The sequence below is a fragment of the Azospira sp. MPR-LB4 genome (assembly GCF_058809525.1).
In genome coordinates this window covers 2,082,862-2,102,408 of record NZ_CM179521.1, presented here as the reverse complement: position 1 = coordinate 2,102,408, position 19,547 = coordinate 2,082,862, and the positions used below count along the sequence as shown (strand labels likewise).

Sequence of the window (19,547 nt, the reverse complement as noted above, 5' to 3'; positions counted from 1 at the left end):
ATGACGCAGGGCTTGCCGGCCTAGGCCGGCAAGCCCTTATTCCATCTTGTCGGCGAAGCTCAGGGCTTCCAGCTGGGCCTTGTTGATCTGGGCGGCGGAGAGGCCCAGCAGGCCGGCCTGCTGGATCAGGCGGGTGCCGTCGCCGTCCTCGCAGGCCAGGGCGATGTCGAGGAAGGGGCCGTAGAGGCCGCCGCGGCCGAGCAGGGCCTCGCTGATGGGTTCGGGCAGGTGCATGGCTTCCAGCACCTGTTCCATGGGCACGCCCAGCATGTGGTCGAGCAGGGAGAAGGCGCCGGTGATGAACAGGTTGTCGTACTCGGACTTGTCCACCACGCCGTGGCCCAGGGCCTCCATGAGGCGGGCCCGGGTCAGGGCGGTGTGCATCAGGGCCGGGGCCATGGGGTCCTTGGAGGCGGTCACCAGCAGCAGGGAGAGCCACTTGTTGAGCTTCTCGTAGCCGAGGATGGTGACGGCGTGCTTGAAGGACTGGATTTCGCAGGAGAGGCCGAAGCCCACCGAGTTGATGTAGCGCAGCAGCTTGTAGGAGAGGGCCACGTCCTGCTTCAGGGCCGCTTCGATCTTGCCCGTGTCCTCGTTGTTGCGCACCAGGTTGAGCACCCGCACGATGTGGGCATGGCTGGGGTTGAGGGTCTTGCCGGCCGGCGCCGTCAGGTTCTTGAAGAACCAGCCGGCGGCGGCGGAGACGCCCGCATCCATGCAGGCCTGGAATTCCTGGGGCGTGTCGGCGTTGAAGGCGACGGGAATGCCCACCTGCTGGGTCTTGGCCACCAGGGCAGCCATCTGGGCCGGGGTATAGGCATCCACGTCAAAACCGATGAAGCGGAAGTGCAGGCCGCTGGCCAGGGCTTCCCCGGCATCCTCGCCGAAATCCAGACAGAGGGAAGGATTGCGGTTCTTCAACTCGCCCAGGAGGGTGCCGTCGCCGGTGGTGAGGGCGAAGGGATGGACCTCCAAAGTGGCGTTGGCGGGGATTTCCCAGTTCAGCAGTTCCGGCGAGAGGGGCGCGCCGCTGCTGACGAAGACCGACTTCTCCCCCTGGGGCCAGACGTCGGCCAGGGCGCCCAGTCCTTCGGCGGCAGCCGGCATGGGATCCACCCCGGCCGGGAAGGAAAGACGCAGCCGGGTGGCGATGATCTTGCTCTGGCGGTTGACCAGGGGCTGGCGGGTGATGAAGACCTCGGCGGGCATGACGCCTCCTGGGGCTGGAAATCAGGATGAGAAAGTGAAGGAATCGGCGAAGAACTCGGCCTCGGGCAGGCCGCAGCGGCCGGTAAAGTCCCGCTTGGCTGCCTCCACCATGACCGGGGCGCCGCAGACGTACACCTGGTGGCCGGAAAGGTCCGGGAAGTCCTGCATCACGGCCTCGTGCACCAGGCCGGTACGGCCGTTCCAGCCGTCCGTGGCGGCCGGCTCGGAAAGCACCGGCACATAGGTGATGTGGCTGTGTTCGGCGGCCCAGCGGGCGGGCAGCTCGTCCATGTAGAGGCCGGCCTTGTTGCGGTTGCCCCAGTAGATGACCATGGGCCGCTTGCTCTGGGTGTACAGGGCGTGCTCGACGATGGCCTTGATGGGGGCGAAGCCGGTGCCGCCGGCCAGCAGGATCATGGGCTTGTCCGAATCCTCGCGCAGGAAGAAGCTGCCGTGGGGACCGTTGAGGCGCAGGATGTCCCGCTCCTTCATGCCGTTGAAGACGTGTTCGGTGAACAGGCCGCCGGGCACCAGGCGGATGTGCAGCTGCAGGAAGGCATCGTCGTGGGGCGCATTGGCCAGGGAGAAGCTGCGCCGCTTGCCGTCCTTGAGCAGGATGTCCACGTACTGGCCGGTGAGGAACTGGAAGCGCTCGGTGGCGGGCAGGCGCAGGTGCAGCACCATGACGTCGGCGGCCACCTTCTCCATCTTTTCGATGCGGGAAGGCAGAGTCTTCACCGGGATGTCGCTGGCGGAACGCACTTCCCGGCATTCCAGGGTCAGGTCGGTCTTGGCCTTGGCGCAGCAGAAGAGGGTCAGGCCGGCGGCCTTGTCGGCCTCGCTGAGGGCGTGGGGCTGGGACTTGCCGTGGTCCACCTCGCCGCACAGCACCTTGCCCTTGCAGGCGCCGCAGGCGCCGTCGCGGCAGCCGTAGGGCATGGTCAGGCCCTGGCGCAGGGCGGCTTCCAGAATAGTCTCGTCGGATTCGGCCGCGAAATGGTGCTGGCCGGGTTCGATGGTGACGGAAAAGCTCATGGTTCCCCTTTTTCGACTTCCAAAGGCACCGAACCGGCTAAAATGCCGCGGTGCAAAGATTATTGATTGTCGGTTGCGGCGATGTGGCCTGGCGCGCCCTGCCCCAACTCCTCCGGCGCTATCGCGTTTTCGCCCTGTTGCGGGACCCGGCCCAGCACCAGCGCTGGCGGCAGGCCGGCGCCGTGCCGCTGGCTGGCGACCTGGACCGGCCGTCCACCCTGGGGCGCCTGGCCGGCGTGTTCGATCAGGTCCTGCACCTGGCTCCTCCGCCCGACCGGGGCCTGCGGGATACCCGCACGCGGCACTTGCTGGCCGCTCTGGGCAAGGCGGCAGGCGGAAATAAGTCACGGAAAAGTCTACCACAGGCCCTCACCTATATCAGTACGACAGGGGTATATGGGGACCGGGCCGGGGCCGCGACCGACGAAACTGCCCCGCCGCGCCCCCGCAGCCCCCGGGGCCAGCGGCGCCTGGACGCCGAACAGGCCCTGCGTCGCTGGGGCCGCGACAACGGGGTGCGGGTCAGCATCCTGCGCGCCCCCGGCATCTACGCCGCCGACCGCCTGCCCCTGGCGCGGCTGCAGGCGGGCACCCCGGCCCTGGTGGAGGCCGACGACGTGTTCACCAACCATATCCACGCCGCCGACCTGGCCGGTCTGGCGGCGGCGGCCCTGGTGCGGGGCCGGGCCAACCGTTGCTACAACGCCAGCGACGATTCCTGCCTGAAGATGGGCGAGTATTTCGACCGGGTGGCGGATGCCTTCGGCCTGCCCCGCCCGCCGCGCCTGAGCCGGGCCGAGGCGGCTGTCGTGCTGTCGCCCCTGCAGCTGTCCTTCATGAGCGAGTCCCGGCGCCTGGCCAACCGGCGCCTGAAGGAAGAACTGCGCTACCACCTGCTTTACCCCCACGTGGATGACGGCATTGCCGCCGCCTTCTCGGAGAAAACCCCATGCTGATCCTCAAGGCCCTGCACATCATTCTCGTCGCCAGCTGGTTCGCCGGCCTCTTCTATCTGCCGCGCATCTTCGTCAATCTGGCCATGGTGCCGGCGGACAGCACGGCGGAGCGGGAGCGCCTGCTGCTCATGGCGCGTAAGCTGTTCCGCTTCATGACCCCCCTGGGCGTGCTGGCCCTGGTCTTCGGCACCTGGCTGTGGCTCGGCTACGGTTTTGCCGGCGGCTGGCTCCACGCCAAGCTGACCCTGGTGCTGGTGCTGATCGGCTACCACGCCTATTGCGGCACCCTGCTCAAGCAGTTCGCCGCCGGTACCAACCGGCGCAGCCACGTCTGGTTCCGCTGGTTCAACGAGCTGCCGGTGCTGATTCTCTTCGTCGTGGTCTTCCTGGTCGTCCTCAAACCCTTCTGAAAGCTGCTTCCATGTTCAAACTTTTCGCAACCTGTCCCCGGGGTCTGGAAGCCCTGCTGGCGGAAGACCTCACCGCCGCCGGCGCCAGCGACATCCGCATCGTCGCCAGCGGCGTCGCCTGCCGCGGCACCTGGGAGACGGTGTACCGCACCAACCTCAACTCCCGCATCGCCACCCGGCTCATGCTGCAGCTCTCCTTCGGCAAGTACCTGAAGGAGGAGGACATCTACAAGCAGGCGAGCAAGATCGACTGGCCCCGCCATTTCGACGTCAGCCGCACCATCCGGGTGTACGTCACCGCCATCAAGTCGCCCCTGAAGAGCCTGGAGTTCATCACCCTGCGCATCAAGGACGCGGTCTGCGACGTCTTCCGCGACCAGTGCGGCGAGCGCCCCAGCGTGGATACCCGGGAGCCGGAAGTGCGCATCCACGCCTTCCTCACCGCCGAGGACTGCACCCTGTACCTGGACACCACCGGCGCCCCCCTCTACCAGCGGGGCTACCGGCAGAAGACGGTGGAGGCGCCGCTGAAGGAGAACCTGGCCGCCGGCATCCTGCGTCTGGCCGGCTGGCAGCCGGGCACCGTGCTGCTGGACCCCATGTGCGGCAGCGGCACCTTCCTCCTGGAGGCGGCCCAGCAGGTCTGCAACATCGCTCCCGGCGCCCGCCGCAGCTTCGCCTTCGAGAACCTCAAGGGCTTCGACGCCCAGCTGTGGCAGCGTCTCAAGAACGCCGCCGTGCAGGGCGAGCGCAAGCCCGCCGGCAAGCCGACCCTGTTCGGCCGCGACGTGTCCCCCAGCGCCTACCGCTCGGCCCTGGCCAACCTGGACCGGGCCGGCCTGCTGCCGGCCGTCGATCTGGCCGTGGGCGACATCCTGGAGACGGCGCCGCCGCCCGAAGCCGGCCTCATGGTCTGCAACCCGCCCTACGGCGAGCGGCTGGAGGAGCTGGACAACCTGCTGGCCTTCTATCCCCAGCTGGGCACCGCCCTCAAGCAGAAGTACGCCGGCTGGACCTGCTACTTCCTCACCGCCGACCCGGCCCTGCCCAAGGGCGTCGGCCTCAAGCCGGGCAAGAAGACGCCCCTCTACAACGGGGCCCTGGAATGCCGCCTGTACCAGTTCAAGATGGTGGCCGGCTTCAACCGGCGCAAGAAGCCGGGCGAGGAAGAGTCCGGGGAGTAAGCATTGCGCTGCGCCGCCACGGTGGGCGCAGGCAATAAAAAACGGCGGAAATTTCCGCCGTTTTTCTTTGGGGCTGCGCCCGTATCAGACGATATCCAGGTGGCCGATGCCGGCCGCCAGGTCCCGGTCCTTCGATTCCTTGCCGTGCAGCTTGATCTGCAGGCGCAGGTCGTTCACCGAGTCGGCGTTGCGCAGGGCGTCCTCGTAGCTGATGCGGCCGGCCTCGTAGAGGTCGAAGAGGGACTGGTCGAAGGTCTGCATGCCCAGCTCCCGGGACTTCTTCATGATCTCCTTGATCTCGGTGACCTCGCCCTTGAAGATCAGGTCGGAGATCAGGGGCGAGTTGAGCATGACCTCGATGGCCGCCGCCCGGCCCTTGCCGTCCTTGAGGGGGATGAGGCGCTGGGAGACGATGCCGCGCAGGTTGAGGGAGAGGTCCATCAGCAGCTGCTGGCGCCGCTCTTCCGGGAAGAAGTTGATGATCCGGTCGAGGGCCTGGTTGGTGGAGTTGGCGTGCAGGGTGCCCATGGCCAGGTGGCCGGTCTCGGCGAAGGCCACGGCATGCTCCATGGTCTCCCGGTCGCGGATTTCGCCGATCAGGATCACGTCCGGCGCCTGGCGCAGGGTGTTCTTCAGGGCCATTTCCCAGGAGTCCGTATCGACGCCCACCTCGCGCTGGGTGACGATGCAGTTCTTGTGCTCGTGCACGTACTCCACCGGGTCCTCGATGGTGATGATGTGGCCGTAGGAGTTTTCGTTGCGGTAGCCGATCATGGCCGCCAGGGAGGTGGACTTGCCGGAGCCGGTGCCGCCGACGAACAGCACCAGGCCCCGTTTGGTCATGGCCACGTCCTTCAGCACCGGCGGCAGGCCCAGGTCCTCGAAACGGGGAATGGTGGTGTTGATGGTACGGCAGATGACGCCGATGCGGCCCTGCTGGACGAAGGCATTGACCCGGAAGCGGCCGATGCCGGCGGGGGAGATGGCGAAGTTGCACTCCTTGGTGGATTCGAATTCCGCCGCCTGCCGGTCGTTCATGATGGAGCGGGCCAGTTCCGCCGTGTGCTGGGGCGTCAGGGCCTGGTTGGAGACCGGGGTCATCTTGCCGTCCACCTTGATGGCGGGGGGGAAGCCGGCGGTGATGAAGAGGTCCGAGCCCTTCTTCTGCACCATGAGGCGCAGCAGGTCCTGGATGAATTTGAGTGCCTGATCTCTTTCCATAATTCTTCCCCGGCGCCTAGCCGCCGAACATGTCCTTGTTGACCGCCTTGGTGCGGGCTTCCGCCGGCGAAATGACGTTGCGCCGCACCAGGTCGGTGAGGTTCTGGTCCAGGGTCTGCATGCCGAACTGCTGGCCGGTCTGGATGGCCGAATACATCTGGGCGATCTTGGCTTCCCGGATCAGGTTGCGAATGGCCGGGGTGCCGATCATGATCTCGTGGGCCGCCACCCGGCCGTTGCCGTCCTTGGTCTTCAGCAGGGTCTGGGAAATGACGGCGCGCAGGGATTCGGAGAGCATGGCCCGGATCATTTCCTTCTCCGCCGCGGGGAAGACGTCGATGATCCGGTCCACCGTCTTGGCGGCGGAAGAAGTGTGCAGGGTGCCAAACACCAGGTGGCCCGTTTCCGCCGCCGTCATGGCCAGGCGGATGGTTTCCAGGTCGCGCATTTCGCCCACCAGGATCACGTCCGGGTCTTCCCGCAGGGCCGAGCGCAGGGCGTTGTTGAAGGACAGGGTGTGGGGACCCACTTCCCGCTGGTTGATGAGGCACTTCTTGGCTTCGTGCACGAATTCGATGGGGTCTTCCACGGTCAGGATGTGGCCGTAATCGTTTTCGTTGATGTGGTTCACCATGGCCGCCAGGGTGGTGGACTTACCGGAGCCGGTAGGGCCGGTGACCAGCACGATGCCCCGGGGGAATTCGGAAATCTCCTTGAAGATCTTCGGCGCGTTGAGGTCCTCCAGGCTCAGCACCTTGGAGGGAATGGTACGGAAGACGGCGCCGGCGCCCCGATGCTGGACGAAGGCATTGACCCGGAAACGGGCCAGGTTGGGCACTTCGAAGGAGAAGTCGCACTCCAGGTTCTCTTCGTAGGTCTTGCGCTGGCCGTCGTTCATGATGTCGTACACCATGGCGTGCACGTCCTTGTGCTCCATGGCCGGCAGGTTGATGCGGCGCACGTCGCCGTGGACCCGGATCATGGGCGGCAGGCCGGCGGAGAGGTGCAGGTCGGAGGCCTTGTTCTTGACGCCGAAGGCGAGCAGTTCGGTGATGTCCATCAACGGTCCTTGGAGGCGGAAAACGGGAGTGAATGGGAGCTAAACGGGGCGCCCGGCGCGCACTGGAGCAGGGCGGCGGCGCCGGCCCGGTGCCGGGCGCTCCGGCCCGGCGGTGCTATACTTTCGCGCCACGATTGCCCATGTTTTAGCGCCCGATTATGACGCCTATTTTCGCCAACCTGCAAGCTGTCAAAGCCCGCATCGACGCCGCTGCCCGCGCCTGCGGCCGGGATCCGTCCGCGGTCTCGCTGCTGGCCGTGGCCAAGACCTGGCCGGCGGAGTGCGTGGTCGAGGCGGCCGCTGCCGGCCAGCGGGCCTTCGGCGAGAACTACGTGCAGGAAGGCTGCGACAAGATCGACCAGCTGCGGGCCGCAGGGCACGGCGACCTGGAATGGCATTTCATCGGCCCCCTGCAGAGCAACAAGACCCGGCCCGTGGCCGAGCGCTTCGATTGGGTGCACAGCATCGACCGGCTGAAGATCGCCCAGCGCCTCTCCGAGCAGCGGCCGGCAGAACTGCCGCCGCTGCAGGTGTGCGTCCAGGTGAATATCTCCGGCGAAGCCAGCAAGAGCGGCTGCGACCTGGACCAGGCGGCCGAGCTGTGCCGGGCCGTGGCGGCACTGCCCAACCTGACCCTGCGCGGCCTGATGGCCATCCCGGCGCCGGCAGAAGACGAAGCGGCCCAGCGCGAGCCCTGCCGCCGCCTGCGCCAGTTCTATGAACAGCTGCGGGCCGAGGGCCTGGCCCTGGATACCCTGTCCATGGGCATGTCCCACGACCTGGAGGCCGCCGTGGCCGAAGGCGCCACCATTGTCCGCGTCGGCACCGCCATTTTCGGTGCCCGCGATTACTCCAAGACCTAAAAGGACTTTCCCCATGAAGATCACTTTCCTCGGCGGCGGCAACATGGCCAATGCCCTCATCGGCGGCCTGGTGAACAAGGGCTTCGCCGCCGGCGACATCGCCGTGGTGGAGCTCAACGCCGACAACCGCAGCAAGCTGGAAGCGGCCTACGGCGTGCGCACCTTTGCCGGCGCCGAGGCGGCGGCCTGGGACTGCGACGTCATCGTCCTGGCAGTGAAGCCCCAGAGCATGAAGGAGGCCATCGCCCCCATCGGCCCCCATCTCAAGGACCAGCTGGTGGTGAGCATCGCCGCCGGCCTCAACCTGGCCTCCCTCTCCCGCTGGCTGGGCGGCCACCGCCGCCTGGTGCGCACCATGCCCAACACCCCGGCCCTGATCGGCGCCGGCGTCACCGGCCTCTACGCCCTGCCGGAAGTGGACGCCGCCGGCCGCGCCGCCGCCCAGCGCGTGCTGGAGGCCGTCGGCAGCGCCGTGTGGTTCGCCGACGAGTCCCAGATGGATGCGGTCACCGCCGTTTCCGGCAGCGGTCCGGCCTACGTCTTCCTCTTCATCGAGGCCCTGCAGCAGGCCGGCAAGGACCTGGGCTTCGACGACGAGCAGGCCCGTCGCCTGGCCATCGAAACCGTGCTCGGCGCCGCCCAGCTGGCGGCCCAGTCGCCGGACCCGGCCAGCGTGCTGCGGGAGCGGGTCACCTCCAAGGGCGGCACCACCGCCGCCGCCCTGGCGGTGATGGAAACGGCCGGGGTCAAGGCCGGCATCATCGCCGGCGTCAAGGCGGCCGAAGCCCGGGGCGTGGAACTGGGCCAGCAGCTCGGCGCCGACTGAGCCCCGCTCCCATAGCCCCTAACCGAACGGATACCCACCATGCTGCTCGACATCCTCAATTTCCTGCTCGACGTGGTCGCCAGTTTCTTCGGCTATCTGCTGCTGCTGCGCTTCGTCATGCAGTGGCGCCGGGTTTCCTTCAAGAACCCCCTGGGCCACTTCGTGCTGCAGACCACCAACTGGGTGGTGCTGCCCCTGCGCCGGGCGATTCCCGGCCTCTTCGGCCTGGACTTCGCCAGCCTGGTGCCGGCCTGGCTGCTTCAGGCCGCGGTCAAGGCGGCCATGCTGGCGGTCAAGGGCGGCGCCGCCCTCGGCGCCGGCGCCCTGGTCACGGCGGCCCTGGCCATGGGCTTCTTCGAACTGCTGCACATGGCGGTGATGGCGGCCATCGTCCTCATGCTGGTGCAGGCGGTGATTTCCTGGGTCAATCCCCATACGCCCCTGGCCGGCCCCATCCACGCCCTCACCGACCCGCTGCTCAAGCCCCTGCGCCGCATCGTGCCGCCCATCGCCAACGTGGACCTGTCGCCCCTGGTGGCCATCGTCCTGGCCCAGGTGCTGCTGATGCTGCTGGCCTACGTCAAGGCCGCCCTCATGCCCCTGCTCTTCTGATGTTCCACCAGCGCGGCGGCGACGGCCGCCTGCTCCTCACCCTGCACATCCAGCCCGGGGCGAAGAAGACGGAGGTCTGCGGCCTCCACGGCGACGCCCTGAAAATCCGCCTGGCGGCGCCGCCGGTGGACGGCAAGGCCAACGCGGCCCTGCTGGCCTTCGTCGCCGACCGCCTCGGCCTGCCCAAGAGCGCCGTCAGCCTGAAGAGCGGCCAGACCTCCCGGCGCAAGGTGGTGGAAGTGGCCGAGCCGCCGGCCGACGCGGTGCAGCGCCTGCTGCCCGACGCCTAACCTTTTCCTTTTCTGATCTGATTCCCTGTTTTTCGCCGGCGGCTACCAGCCGAGGCGGGCCGCTACGGCCGCGGCCCGGCTGCGGCCGATGGGCAGGCGGCTGGCGGGAAAGGTGGCCATCACCACCGAGGGCCGTCCCTCCTGGCGCTCCAGGCGGGCGGCGTGGGCCACGGCGATGAGGTGGCGGCGGTGGATGCGCAGGAACTGTTCCGGGTCCAGGCGCCGCTCCAGCTGGGCCAGGCTCAGGTGGCAGAGGAAGGATTCCCGGGCGGTGTACAGCCGGGCGTAATGGCCTTCGGCCTGCAGGTGCACCACCTCTGCCGGGTCCACCAGGGCGGTGCCGCCCTGCAGCAGCACCGGCAGCTTGGCCAGGCGCCCTTCTTCCGCCGCGGCCTGGGGCAGGGCGGTGAGACCCCGGTAGTCGTAGAGAAGCAGGCAGAAGCCGGCGGCGGCTTCGCCAGCGCCGTCGCTGCTTTCCAGGCGGCTGATGCTGAGCAGCAGGGGCCGGTCGGGGGTGTTGATGGTCATGGTCACCGGCACCGGGGTATCGCCCGCGGCGGCCTCCTGCAGCAGCCAGGCGATCTTGCGCCGGCTCGGCTCCGGGTGCAGGTCCACCACGGCGCGGCCCTCCAGGGCCGGATGGTAGCGTTGCAGCAACTGGCGGGCGGCGGGGTTGAGCTGGCGGATGCGCCCCTCCCGGTCCAGCATGACCACGCCGGGGTCCATCTTCTGCAGCAGGTATTCCAGGCTTTCCATGTCGGCTTTCCGTCGTTCGTGCAGGAATGATGTCGTTCATGCAAGAAGCCTGCCGTTGGTGCAGGGGCCCTTGTCCGCCCCGCGCCGGGCTCCCCAGAATGGGCCGTCAATCATTGCAATCAGGGGAGGATGGGCCATGTCAGAACAAGCAGCCGCCGCGGCGGACCGTTACGTTTCCTTCGAGGGCATCGACTGCTGGCACAACGCCTGTGCGGTGGTGGCCCGGGTGCTGCACCACTACGAGGGGCCGGAGCGCACCAACAAGTACTGGGAATACTTCGTCGCCAAGATTCCGCCGGGCTACTACAGCGGCGAGCCGACGGAGGACCTGCTCTATCTGGTCTGTTCCAATACCTACTACATCGAGGAACTGTTCGAGAAATTCGACGATGCGGAAGGGCTGCAATTGCTGCAGCGGGCCGAACTGGAGTGCTGCTAGAGCGGGAATGGGAGCCGGGCAGAGACCTGCCCGGAGAGGCAGGCGGGACGGCCGTTGTGGCGCCCGCCTGCCGCAGAGTGGCTAGAGCAGCCGGCCGCCGGCCACCACGGCCTGGATGCGGCCGCTCATGGTGCGTCCCGCCAGGGGGCTGTTGCGGCCCACGCTGGTAAAGGCGTCCGGAGTGATGGTCCATTCCGTCTCGGCGTCGAAGACGCAGACGTCGGCCACGGCACCCACGGCCAGGTGGCCCAGGTCGCTGCGGCCGATGACGGCGGCGGCGTCGCTGGTGACCCGGGCCAGGGCCGTGCCCAGGGACAGTCCGTCTTCCCGGGCCCAGGCCAGCACCAGGGGCAGCAGCAGTTCCAGGCCCCGGGCCCCCACTTCCGCCTCGCCGAAGGGCACCTGCTTGCCGTCTGCTTCCATCGGTGTGTGGTCGGAACAGACTGCCTGGATCACGCCTTCGGCCAGGCCGAAGCGCAGGGCGGCCCGGTCCGCCTGGGAACGCAGGGGCGGGTCGAAGCGGGCCTGGGCATTGAAGTAGCCGATGTCCTCTTCTGCCAGGTGCAGGTGGTGGGCGGCCACGTCGCAGCTGACGGCGACGCCCCGGGCCTTGGCCTCGCGCACCATGGCGACGCCGGCGGCGGAGGACAGCCGCATCAGGTGCAGGCGCACGCCGGTGCTCTTGGCCAGTTCGATCAGGGTGGCGATGGCCACCGTCTCGGCGGCCACGGGGATGCCGGCCAGGCCCAGGCGGGCGGCCATTTCGCCGTCGTGGGCGACGCCGTCCTTGGCCAGCTGGTAATCCTGGGGCCGCAGCCAGACGGCGAAGTCGTAGGTGGCGGCGTACTGCATGGCCCGGTACAGGGACTGCAGGTCGGTGACGGGCTGGCTGGCCTGGGTGAAGGCGACGCAGCCGGCGCTGGCGAGGCCGGCCATGCTGGCCAGGGTCTGGCCCTGCAGGCCCTTGGTGAGGGCGCCTAGAGGCAGCACCCGGGCCAGGCCCAGGGCTTCGGCGCGCTGGATCAGGCGTTCCACCAGGCTCGGTTCGTCCAGCACCGGCCGGGTGTCCGGCGGGCAGACCACGGTGGTGATGCCGTTGGCGGCGGCGCAGGCCAGCTCCGCCTCCAGGCTCGGCAGGCGGGCGGAAAGGTCGATCAGGCCGGGGCAGACCACGTAGCCGGCGGCGTCGATTTCCCGCTCCGGGACGAAGCCGGCGGGGGGCTGGCCAACGGCGGCGATGCGGCCGTCGGCGATGAAGAGATTCTGCCGGGCATCGATGCCGTTCTTGGGGTCAATGAGGCGGCCGTTCTTGATGCTGATGTTCATGGTGTTCAGTTCCCCGCGAGGATGCCCATCACCGCCATGCGCACGGCGATGCCGAAAGTGACCTGGTTGAGGATCACCGCCTGGGGCCCGTCGGCCACGGACGAGTCGATTTCCACGCCCCGGTTCATGGGGCCCGGGTGCATGACGATGGCGTCGGGCTTGGCCAGGGCCAGCTTTTCCGGCGTCAGGCCGTAGCGCTTGAAATACTCGCCGGCGGAGGGCAGCAGGGCCCCGTTCATGCGTTCATTCTGCAGGCGCAGCATGATCACCACGTCGCAGTCCTTGAGGCCTTCGTTCATGTCGTGGAAGACCTTCACCCCCAGCTGTTCCAGATAGCCGGGCAGCAGGGTCTTCGGCGCGATGGCGCGGATTTCGCCGCAGCCCAGGGTGCGCAGGGCATGCAGGTCGGAGCGGGCGACCCGGGAATGGAGGATGTCGCCGACGATGGCCACCGTCAGGTTGGAGAAATCCTTCTTGTAGTGGCGGATGGTGTACATGTCCAGCAGCCCCTGGGTGGGGTGGGCATGGCGGCCGTCACCGGCGTTCACCACGTGGATGTCGTCCCGGCCGATGCGCTTCAAGTGCTCGGCGATGAGGAAGGGGGCGCCGGAGGTGGCGTGGCGCACCACGAACATGTCGGCGTGCATGGAGCAGAGGTTGTCGATGGTGTCGAGCAGGGTCTCGCCCTTGGCCGTGGAGGAGCGGGATACATCCAGGTTGATGACGTCCGCCGAGAGGCGCTTGGCGGCGATCTCGAAGGTGGTGCGGGTACGGGTGGAGTTCTCGAAGAAGAGGTTGAAGACGCTCTTGCCGCGCAGCAGGGGCACCTTCTTCACGTCCCGGTCCGAGACCTCGAGGAAGCTCTCGGCGGTGTCCAGGATCTGGGTGATCACCGGCAGGGGCAGGCCCTCGGTGGACAGCAGGTGCTGCAGCTTGCCCTCGGCGTCGAGCTGCGGATTCAGACGGCTCTGGGTGAGCATCTCAGCCACGGTCGTTCCTCCCCATTTTCCAGAACAGGCGGCCGGATTCCTCCCGGCCCAGGATCAATTCTTCACCTTCTTCCAGGTCCACTTCCCAGACGCAGTAGCCGGGCTCGATGGGCAGCTCCCGCTCGCCCCGGTCGGCCAGCACCGCCAGTTCGACCCGGGCCGGGCGGCCGTAGTCGAACAGCTCGTTGATGGCGGCCCGGGTGGTGCGGCCGGTGTACAGCACGTCGTCCACCAGGATCAGGGGCCGGCCTTCCACCTCGAAGGGGATGTGGCTGGGGCGCACCTGGGGATGCAGGCCCTTCTCGGCGAAGTCGTCGCGGTAGAAGGAGACGTCGATCTGGCCCACTTCCTCGCGAATGTCGAGCAGCTGCTTGAGGCGCTCGGCGACCCAGGCGCCGCCGGAGTAGATGCCCACCAGGGCGGTGTCGGGGGTGAGGTGGGGGCGCAGTTGCTCGGCCAGGCTGGCGAGCTGCAGTTCTGCGTCGGGGAGCTGGGTGGGAATGGCTTCAGGCATGGGCGGCAGGTTCGGAGAAAGGGTCGGAAGTGTCGAAATAGGCTTGCAGAATGAGTTGGGCCGCCACCGCGTCCAGGTGCTGCTTGGCGGATTTGGCGTTGTGGCCGGTTTCCCGCAGGCGCTCGTTGGCGTCGAGGGAGGTCAGGCGTTCGTCGGCGAAGGCCACCGGCAGGGCGAAGCGGCCCTTCAGCTGGTTGGCGAAGCGGGTGCAGCGGGCCGTCATGCCGTGGGGATTGCCGTCCAGACTGACCGGCAGGCCGACCACCAGCAAGGCGGGGCGCCATTCTGCGATGAGGGCGGCGATGGCGGCGAAACGCTCCTGGTTGGACTGGGCGTGGATCACCGTCAGGGGATGGGCGTGCTTGACCTGGGGCTCGCCGACGGCGACGCCGATGCGCTTCTCACCGAAGTCGAAGGCCAGGACCGTGCCGGTCGGAGCGGAAGGGGAGCCGACGGCAGCCTCAGGCATGCCCGGCGTCCTCGGCCAGATGGGCGAAGTCGATGCCCAGGGCGAGCATGGCGGCGGCCAGGCGCTCTTCCGGCGGCAGGGAAAAGACGATGGAGGGATCGGCGCGCACGGTGAGCCAGCCGTTCTGGGCCAGTTCGCTTTCCAGCTGGCCGGCGCCCCAGCCGGCGTAGCCCAGGGTCACCAGCACTTCGCTGGGCTGGCCCTGCCGGCCCATGGCCACCAGGATGTCGCGGGAGCTGGTGAGGCCCACCTCGTCGTTGACCGCCAGGGTGGATTGCCACTGGCCCACCGGCCGGTGCAGGACGAAGCCTCGGTCCGTCTGCACCGGGCCGCCGAAATACACCGGCAGGTTGTTCAGGCCGGCGGCGTCGAGGGGAATGTCCACCTTCTCGAAGAGGTCCTGCAGGGGCATGTCCAGGGGCTTGTTGACGACGATGCCGAGGGCCCCCTGGTCGTTGTGCTCGCAGACGTAGACGAGGGCGCGGGAAAAATAGGGATCGTCCATCGCCGGCATGGCGATGAGGAAGTGGTCGGTGAGATTGACGCTGTCCATGGCAGGGCGGATTTTACCCCGGAACGGGTCCCGGCATGGGCGTCCCGCTCAGCTCTTGCCCCGGGCCAGTTGGTCGGCCTCCAGGGCCCCTTCCGCCACCCGCACCTGCAGCCCGTGGGCCTTGTCTCCCACCAGGGTGTAGTGCAGCAGGCCGCAATGGACCTCCATGCCCTCGTACACCGCCTGCTCGGCGATGACCTTGGCGTTCTGGGCCAGGCGTAGCTGTTCCTGCAGCAGGGTTTCCTCCTCCCCCAGGCGGGTCAGGGTGCGCAGCAGGGATTCCCGGGTGATGCGGGCCCGCTTCAGGGTCTCCGGCGGCACCCGTTCCGGCAGCTTGGCCGCCAGCTCCAGCAGCTTGACCACCTGGGCCAGCTGCTCCTCCACCTGCTGCCGGTGCAGCACCAGGCGCTGCTGCTGGGCCCGCAGCTTGGGGTCCAGGCCGATGTCGATGCGCGTGCCGATGTGGGCGCCGGAGCCGATCACCTTGGCCTTCACCAGCAGGGTGGCCTGGGCCCGGCCGCCGATGATGTGGCCCCGCTGCTTGTGGCCGACGACGATCTGGTTGATGGCGATGAGATTGCTCTGCATGGCCACGTCGTCGATGAAGATGCTGTCGCCTGCCTCCACCTTGGCCTGCTGCACGTAGGTGGCGGTGAAGCTGCCGCCGCACTGGATGTAGGAGGGGATTTCGTTGCCCTGGGCGTCCTTGCGGCCGCCGGCGCCGATGGCGCCGCCCTTGATGACGATGTCGCCGCCGGCGACGATGACCGCCGCCTCCACCGTGCCGCCGATCTCGATGTCGCCGCTGGCGCGGATGGTCATGCCGGCCTGGACGTCGCCCTTGACCGTGACGGCGCCGTCGAAGTCGATGTTGCCCGAATTGATGGTGACTTCATTCACCGTGTAGGTGGGCTCGACGATCACCCCTTCCCGGGTGCGCACCGGCTGGCCGGTGATGGCGGCGGCCAGCTTGTTGGGGTCCGCCGGGTCCGGGGCGACGCCGGAGAGGTTGGGGGAGAACATGGTCTCCTTGCCCGCCAGGGCCGGGATCACGGCGCCGGAAACGGTTTCCCCCGGGGTGCCGGGGGTGGCGGGAATGCGCTGCATGACGGCCTGGCCGGCGTGTACCGTGAGGATTTCCCCCAGGTTGCGGTAGTCCATGAGGCCCTTTTCGTTGACCTGGGGCACCCGGCTGCGGCTTTCCGGCACCAGCACCTCGATGCGCCCGTCCTCGCCGTGGACCGGGGCCCGGCCCTCGGCGATGAGCAGGTTGTCGGCCTGGCCCAGGGCCAGGGCCTGGGCGATGGCGGACTCCCGGATGCCGGTGGTGACGCCCTGCTGGGCCAGGGCCCGGCGGATGGCGGCGTCGTCGATGGGGGCGCCGCCCTGGGGCGGGGTGATGCTGAGGAAGGCGGCCATCTTGTCGCCGGCGACGCTGACCTCGGCCTTGGCGTCCACCGCCTCGGCCACCGCCAGGGCCGCCACCGGGCGGGCGCCCTTGATGCTGTCGGCGAGCACGCCGAGGGCGGCCGCATTGCGCCGCAGGGCGCCGTGGCCGAGCTCGGCGATGCGTTCTTCCAGCCAGGGGACGTCTATCGTGGGGGGCGCCACTCCCGCTTCCGGTGTGAAGCTGGCGACCAGGCTACGACTTTCGGGGTCGTAGGTGAAATCGAGTCCTTGCGCTTCCATTGATCCCTTCCTGAGATCAGGCGTGTCTGTCGCACGCCTCTTCGCCGACTGGAGTATTTAGAGCTAACATCTGGCGCACCTTCCGGCCGTCGAACCCGGAAGCCCCTTCCCTGTGGGGGCGGCACTGCCCCGCCGCGCCTGAATCGATTGCCATTATGCTTGAATCCGCCCTTGTCTGGTTCCGCCGTGATCTACGCGATTACGACCACGCCGCCCTCTACCACGCCCTGAAGTCGGCGCGCCGGGTGTGGTGCGCCTTCGTCTTCGACAGCGACATCCTGGAGGCCCTGCCCGGGCGCAGCGACCGGCGGGTCGAGTTCATCCGGGAATCCCTGGCGGAACTCCATGTGGCCCTCCAGGCCAAGGGCGGCGGCCTCATGGTGCGCCACGGCCCGGCGGCCGCGGAAATTGCCGCCCTGGCGCGCCAGCTGGGCGTGGTGGCGGTGTTCGCCAATCGGGACTACGAGCCCCGGGCCAAGGCCCGGGACGCGGCGGTGGCCGCCGACCTGGAGCGGGACGGCATCGCCCTGCACCTGTTCAAGGACCAGGCCGTCTTCGACGGCGACGAGGTCCTGACCAAGGGCGGCACGCCCTACACCGTGTTCACGCCCTACAAGAACTGCTGGCTGGGGAAACTGGAGGATTTTCATGTCCGTCCCTATCCGGTGGATCGCTACAGCGGGCACCTGGCCCCGCCCCCGGACGGCGGCGGGGTGCCTTCACTGGCAGATATCGGCTTTTTGCCGACGGACCTTGAGCGCATCGGCGTCGTTCCCGGCATGAGTGGCGGCGCCGCCCGCTGGCAGGACTTCCGCCAGCGCCTGGAGCGCTACGCCGAGCAGCGGGATTTTCCGGCGGTGAAGGGCGTCTCCTACCTCTCCGTCTATCTGCGCTTCGGCTGCCTCTCCATTCGCCAGCTGGCGGGCGAGGCCTGGCGCAGCGGCGGCCCTGGCGCCGCCACCTGGCTCTCGGAGCTGATCTGGCGCGACTTCTATTTCATGGTGCTGGACCGTTTCCCCCAACTGCCGGACGGCTGCTTCAAGCCCGAGTTCGACCGGGTGCTGTGGGACGAGGCCCCCGCCCTGCTGGCGGCCTGGCGGGAGGGCCGTACCGGCTATCCCCTGGTGGATGCGGCCATGCGCCAGCTGGCCCAGACCGGCTGGATGCACAACCGGCTGCGCATGGTGGTGGCCTCCTTCCTGACCAAGGACCTGGGCCTGGACTGGCGCCTGGGGGAAGGGCATTTTGCCGACCTGCTGCTGGATTTCGACCTCTCCGCCAACAACGGCGGCTGGCAATGGGCCGCCTCCACCGGCTGCGACGCCCAGCCCTGGTTCCGCATCTTCAACCCCGTCACCCAGTCGGAAAAATTCGATCCCCAGGGCCGCTTCATCCGCCGCTACGTGCCGGAGCTGGCCGGGGTGCCGGACAAGCACATCCACGCCCCCTGGCGCATGGCCCCCCTGGAGCAGCAGGCTGCTGGCGTAATCATCGGCCGCGACTACCCGGCGCCGGTGGTGGACCACAATCTGGCCCGCCAACGCACCCTGGCCCGTTTCGAGGCGGTGAAGGGCAAGGCCGGCAAGGAGGCGGCGGCGGAGTAAGTGCAACACAATTGCAGTTGCAATAGTGTTGTGCTCTAATGGCCCTCCCGCCAATTCCCGCCGCGCCCGTGCACCTCGGGCGCCTGACGCCATGACCGATTCCGCCGCCGCTCCCGCCCTCCAGGCGGCCGCCGCCATCCGCGCCGCCGGCGCCCGGGTGACGCCGGCCCGGGTCCAGGTGCTGGCCCTGCTGCGGGGCGCCGCCGGGCCCCTGACCCACCTGGAGGTGGAAAAGGCCCTGGGCCCCCTGGCCGGCGACCGGGTCACCCTCTACCGGGCCCTGGACTGGCTGGTCTCCGCCGGCCTGGCGGCCAAGGCCACCGATGCCTCCCGGGTCTTCCGCTACTCCGCCACCGGCCCCGCCGCCGAACACATCGCCCACGCCCATTTCCGCTGCGAAGCCTGCGGCCGCATCTTCTGCCTGGATGCGCCGCCCCCCGCCGCCCCCGAACTCCCCGCCGGCTTCCGCCTGGCCCGCATGGAAGTGGATCTCCACGGCCAGTGCCCCGCCTGCGCCGCCGCCCAGCCCTGAAAGCCGCCATGCTCACCACCGATCCCCGTATTCCCGTCACCCTGCTCACCGGCTTTCTCGGCAGCGGCAAGACCACCCTGCTCAACCGCATCCTCAAGGAAGCCCACGGCCAGCGCATCGCCGTCATCGAAAACGAATTCGGCGAAGTGGGGGTGGACAACGACCTGCTGCTGGAAAGCGAAGAGCAGATCGTGGAGATGAACAACGGCTGCATCTGCTGCACCGTGCGCGGCGACCTCACCCGCATCCTGGGCGAGCTGGTGGCAAAGCGCGCCAACGGCACCCTGCATTTCGACCGGGTGCTGATCGAGACCACCGGCCTGGCCGACCCGGGCCCGGTGGCCCAGACCTTCCTGGTGGAGCCGGAGGTGGCCCAGGCCTACCGCCTGGACGCCATCCTCACCCTGGTGGATGCCAAGCACGCCATGGCGCAGCTGGACCAGCACGAGATCGCCCAGGAGCAGGTGGGTTTCGCCGACCGCCTGCTGCTGACCAAGACCGACCTGGTGAGCGAGGCCGAGAAGGCCGCCCTGATCGCCCGCCTGGTGGACATCAACGGCCGCGCCGCCATCTACGAGACGCTCCAGGGCCAGGGCGTGGACCTGGCGGCCCTGCTGGACGTGAACAGCTTCTCCCTGGAGTCGGTGCTGGAGCGGGAGCCGGATTTCCTCGCCAGCGGCCACCACCATCACCACAACAACGCCATCAGCAGCTTCGCCTTCACCACCCACGGCGAGTTCGACCCGGCCCGCCTGGACGAATTCTTCGGCGCCCTGGTGCAGGTTTACGGCGAGGACATGCTGCGCTACAAGGGCCTCCTGGCCGTGACCGGCCAGGCCCACCAGATCATCCTGCAGGGGGTGCACATGCTGGTGGCCACCAACGTGGGCCGGCCCTGGGCCGAGAACGAGGCGCGGGAGTCGCGCATCGTCTTCATCGGCCGCAACCTGCCCCGGGACATTTTCGAGAAGGGCCTGCGCCAGTGCATCGGCAAGCCCTGGTGAGCGCTT

General features: G+C 68.3%; 22 protein-coding genes. 11 read left to right on the top strand and 11 right to left on the bottom strand.

Annotated features, from left to right (window positions below; genetic code table 11):
• Nucleotides 1-36: 36 nt before the first annotated feature.
• Both AC3QLZ_RS09925 and AC3QLZ_RS09920 read right to left on the bottom strand, forming a co-directional pair.
• Complete coding sequence (locus AC3QLZ_RS09925; protein ID WP_014235721.1) at nt 37-1,209, bottom strand: EAL and HDOD domain-containing protein; 1,173 nt, start codon at nt 1,207-1,209, stop codon at nt 37-39.
• 21 nt (nt 1,210-1,230) lie between these two features.
• Complete coding sequence (locus AC3QLZ_RS09920) at nt 1,231-2,244, bottom strand: CDP-6-deoxy-delta-3,4-glucoseen reductase (protein ID WP_014235720.1); 1,014 nt, start codon at nt 2,242-2,244, stop codon at nt 1,231-1,233.
• 50 nt (nt 2,245-2,294) lie between these two features.
• Between AC3QLZ_RS09920 and AC3QLZ_RS09915 the strand changes: the two genes are divergently transcribed.
• The 3 genes from AC3QLZ_RS09915 to AC3QLZ_RS09905 are packed head-to-tail and all read left to right on the top strand — an operon-like array spanning nt 2,295 to nt 4,794.
• Complete coding sequence (locus AC3QLZ_RS09915) at nt 2,295-3,200, top strand: NAD-dependent epimerase/dehydratase family protein (protein WP_014235719.1); 906 nt, start codon at nt 2,295-2,297, stop codon at nt 3,198-3,200.
• The gene (locus AC3QLZ_RS09910; protein ID WP_014235718.1) at nt 3,194-3,610 is read left to right on the top strand and encodes a CopD family protein; all 417 of its coding nucleotides are present in this window, start codon (nt 3,194-3,196) and stop codon (nt 3,608-3,610) included. The genes AC3QLZ_RS09915 and AC3QLZ_RS09910 overlap by 7 nt, the downstream gene beginning before the upstream one ends.
• Before the next feature lie 11 nt (nt 3,611-3,621).
• Nucleotides 3,622-4,794: a THUMP domain-containing class I SAM-dependent RNA methyltransferase gene (locus AC3QLZ_RS09905; RefSeq protein WP_014235717.1), complete on the top strand. Its 1,173-nt coding sequence runs from the start codon at nt 3,622-3,624 to the stop codon at nt 4,792-4,794.
• An 84-nt stretch (nt 4,795-4,878) separates the two neighbouring features.
• Here AC3QLZ_RS09905 and AC3QLZ_RS09900 read toward each other — a convergent pair whose 3' ends face one another.
• Nucleotides 4,879-6,015 carry a PilT/PilU family type 4a pilus ATPase gene (locus AC3QLZ_RS09900; RefSeq protein ID WP_014235716.1) on the bottom strand — a complete coding sequence of 379 codons (1,137 nt, stop codon included), beginning with the start codon at nt 6,013-6,015 and terminating at the stop codon, nt 4,879-4,881.
• Between the two features lie 16 nt (nt 6,016-6,031).
• A complete protein-coding gene (locus AC3QLZ_RS09895) occupies nt 6,032-7,075 on the bottom strand; it encodes a type IV pilus twitching motility protein PilT (RefSeq protein ID WP_014235715.1) in 1,044 nt (347 codons plus the stop codon).
• A gap of 158 nt (nt 7,076-7,233) precedes the next feature.
• Between AC3QLZ_RS09895 and AC3QLZ_RS09890 the strand changes: the two genes are divergently transcribed.
• Genes AC3QLZ_RS09890 through AC3QLZ_RS09875 form a run of 4 tightly spaced genes read left to right on the top strand, consistent with a single transcriptional unit; the run spans nt 7,234 to nt 9,666 of the window.
• On the top strand, nt 7,234-7,938 hold the full coding sequence (locus tag AC3QLZ_RS09890) for a YggS family pyridoxal phosphate-dependent enzyme (RefSeq protein WP_014235714.1): 705 nt from the start codon (nt 7,234-7,236) through the stop codon (nt 7,936-7,938).
• Between the two features lie 13 nt (nt 7,939-7,951).
• On the top strand, nt 7,952-8,764 hold the full coding sequence (gene proC / locus AC3QLZ_RS09885) for a pyrroline-5-carboxylate reductase (RefSeq protein ID WP_014235713.1): 813 nt from the start codon (nt 7,952-7,954) through the stop codon (nt 8,762-8,764).
• 39 nt (nt 8,765-8,803) lie between these two features.
• Entirely contained in the window at nt 8,804-9,376 is a 573-nt protein-coding gene (locus tag AC3QLZ_RS09880) for a YggT family protein (protein WP_014235712.1), read from the top strand.
• Complete coding sequence (locus tag AC3QLZ_RS09875) at nt 9,376-9,666, top strand: DUF167 domain-containing protein (RefSeq protein WP_014235711.1); 291 nt, start codon at nt 9,376-9,378, stop codon at nt 9,664-9,666. The genes AC3QLZ_RS09880 and AC3QLZ_RS09875 overlap by 1 nt, the downstream gene beginning before the upstream one ends.
• Before the next feature lie 42 nt (nt 9,667-9,708).
• Here the strand turns inward: AC3QLZ_RS09875 and AC3QLZ_RS09870 are convergent, their stop codons facing one another.
• Nucleotides 9,709-10,422, bottom strand: a complete 714-nt coding sequence (locus AC3QLZ_RS09870) for a LytTR family transcriptional regulator DNA-binding domain-containing protein (protein WP_014235710.1) — start codon at nt 10,420-10,422, stop codon at nt 9,709-9,711.
• Nucleotides 10,423-10,558: 136 nt separating this feature from the next.
• On the opposite strand from AC3QLZ_RS09870, the gene cowN reads away from it, so the two are divergent.
• Complete coding sequence (gene cowN / locus AC3QLZ_RS09865) at nt 10,559-10,861, top strand: N(2)-fixation sustaining protein CowN (RefSeq protein ID WP_014235709.1); 303 nt, start codon at nt 10,559-10,561, stop codon at nt 10,859-10,861.
• Nucleotides 10,862-10,942: 81 nt separating this feature from the next.
• Here cowN and AC3QLZ_RS09860 read toward each other — a convergent pair whose 3' ends face one another.
• The 6 genes from AC3QLZ_RS09860 to AC3QLZ_RS09835 are packed head-to-tail and all read right to left on the bottom strand — an operon-like array spanning nt 10,943 to nt 16,401.
• The gene (locus AC3QLZ_RS09860; protein ID WP_014235708.1) at nt 10,943-12,187 is read right to left on the bottom strand and encodes a dihydroorotase; all 1,245 of its coding nucleotides are present in this window, start codon (nt 12,185-12,187) and stop codon (nt 10,943-10,945) included.
• Nucleotides 12,188-12,192: 5 nt separating this feature from the next.
• The gene (locus tag AC3QLZ_RS09855; RefSeq protein WP_043797669.1) at nt 12,193-13,167 is read right to left on the bottom strand and encodes an aspartate carbamoyltransferase catalytic subunit; all 975 of its coding nucleotides are present in this window, start codon (nt 13,165-13,167) and stop codon (nt 12,193-12,195) included.
• Nucleotide 13,168: 1 nt separating this feature from the next.
• The gene (gene pyrR / locus AC3QLZ_RS09850; RefSeq protein WP_014235706.1) at nt 13,169-13,690 is read right to left on the bottom strand and encodes a bifunctional pyr operon transcriptional regulator/uracil phosphoribosyltransferase PyrR; all 522 of its coding nucleotides are present in this window, start codon (nt 13,688-13,690) and stop codon (nt 13,169-13,171) included.
• The gene (gene ruvX / locus AC3QLZ_RS09845; protein WP_014235705.1) at nt 13,683-14,159 is read right to left on the bottom strand and encodes a Holliday junction resolvase RuvX; all 477 of its coding nucleotides are present in this window, start codon (nt 14,157-14,159) and stop codon (nt 13,683-13,685) included. The genes pyrR and ruvX overlap by 8 nt, the downstream gene beginning before the upstream one ends.
• The gene (locus tag AC3QLZ_RS09840; protein WP_014235704.1) at nt 14,152-14,712 is read right to left on the bottom strand and encodes a YqgE/AlgH family protein; all 561 of its coding nucleotides are present in this window, start codon (nt 14,710-14,712) and stop codon (nt 14,152-14,154) included. The genes ruvX and AC3QLZ_RS09840 overlap by 8 nt, the downstream gene beginning before the upstream one ends.
• A 48-nt stretch (nt 14,713-14,760) precedes the next feature.
• Nucleotides 14,761-16,401 (bottom strand): flagellar assembly protein A, encoded by a 1,641-nt coding sequence (locus AC3QLZ_RS09835; RefSeq protein ID WP_014235703.1) that lies wholly within the window; start codon nt 16,399-16,401, stop codon nt 14,761-14,763.
• 155 nt (nt 16,402-16,556) lie between these two features.
• Here AC3QLZ_RS09835 and AC3QLZ_RS09830 point away from each other — a divergent pair, with 155 nt between their 5' ends.
• The 3 genes from AC3QLZ_RS09830 (at nt 16,557) to AC3QLZ_RS09820 (ending at nt 19,541) form a co-directional block, all read left to right on the top strand.
• Complete coding sequence (locus AC3QLZ_RS09830) at nt 16,557-18,005, top strand: cryptochrome/photolyase family protein (RefSeq protein ID WP_014235702.1); 1,449 nt, start codon at nt 16,557-16,559, stop codon at nt 18,003-18,005.
• A gap of 91 nt (nt 18,006-18,096) precedes the next feature.
• Nucleotides 18,097-18,537, top strand: a complete 441-nt coding sequence (locus tag AC3QLZ_RS09825) for a Fur family transcriptional regulator (RefSeq protein WP_014235701.1) — start codon at nt 18,097-18,099, stop codon at nt 18,535-18,537.
• 8 nt (nt 18,538-18,545) lie between these two features.
• On the top strand, nt 18,546-19,541 hold the full coding sequence (locus AC3QLZ_RS09820; protein ID WP_014235700.1) for a CobW family GTP-binding protein: 996 nt from the start codon (nt 18,546-18,548) through the stop codon (nt 19,539-19,541).
• Nucleotides 19,542-19,547: the final 6 nt, after the last annotated feature.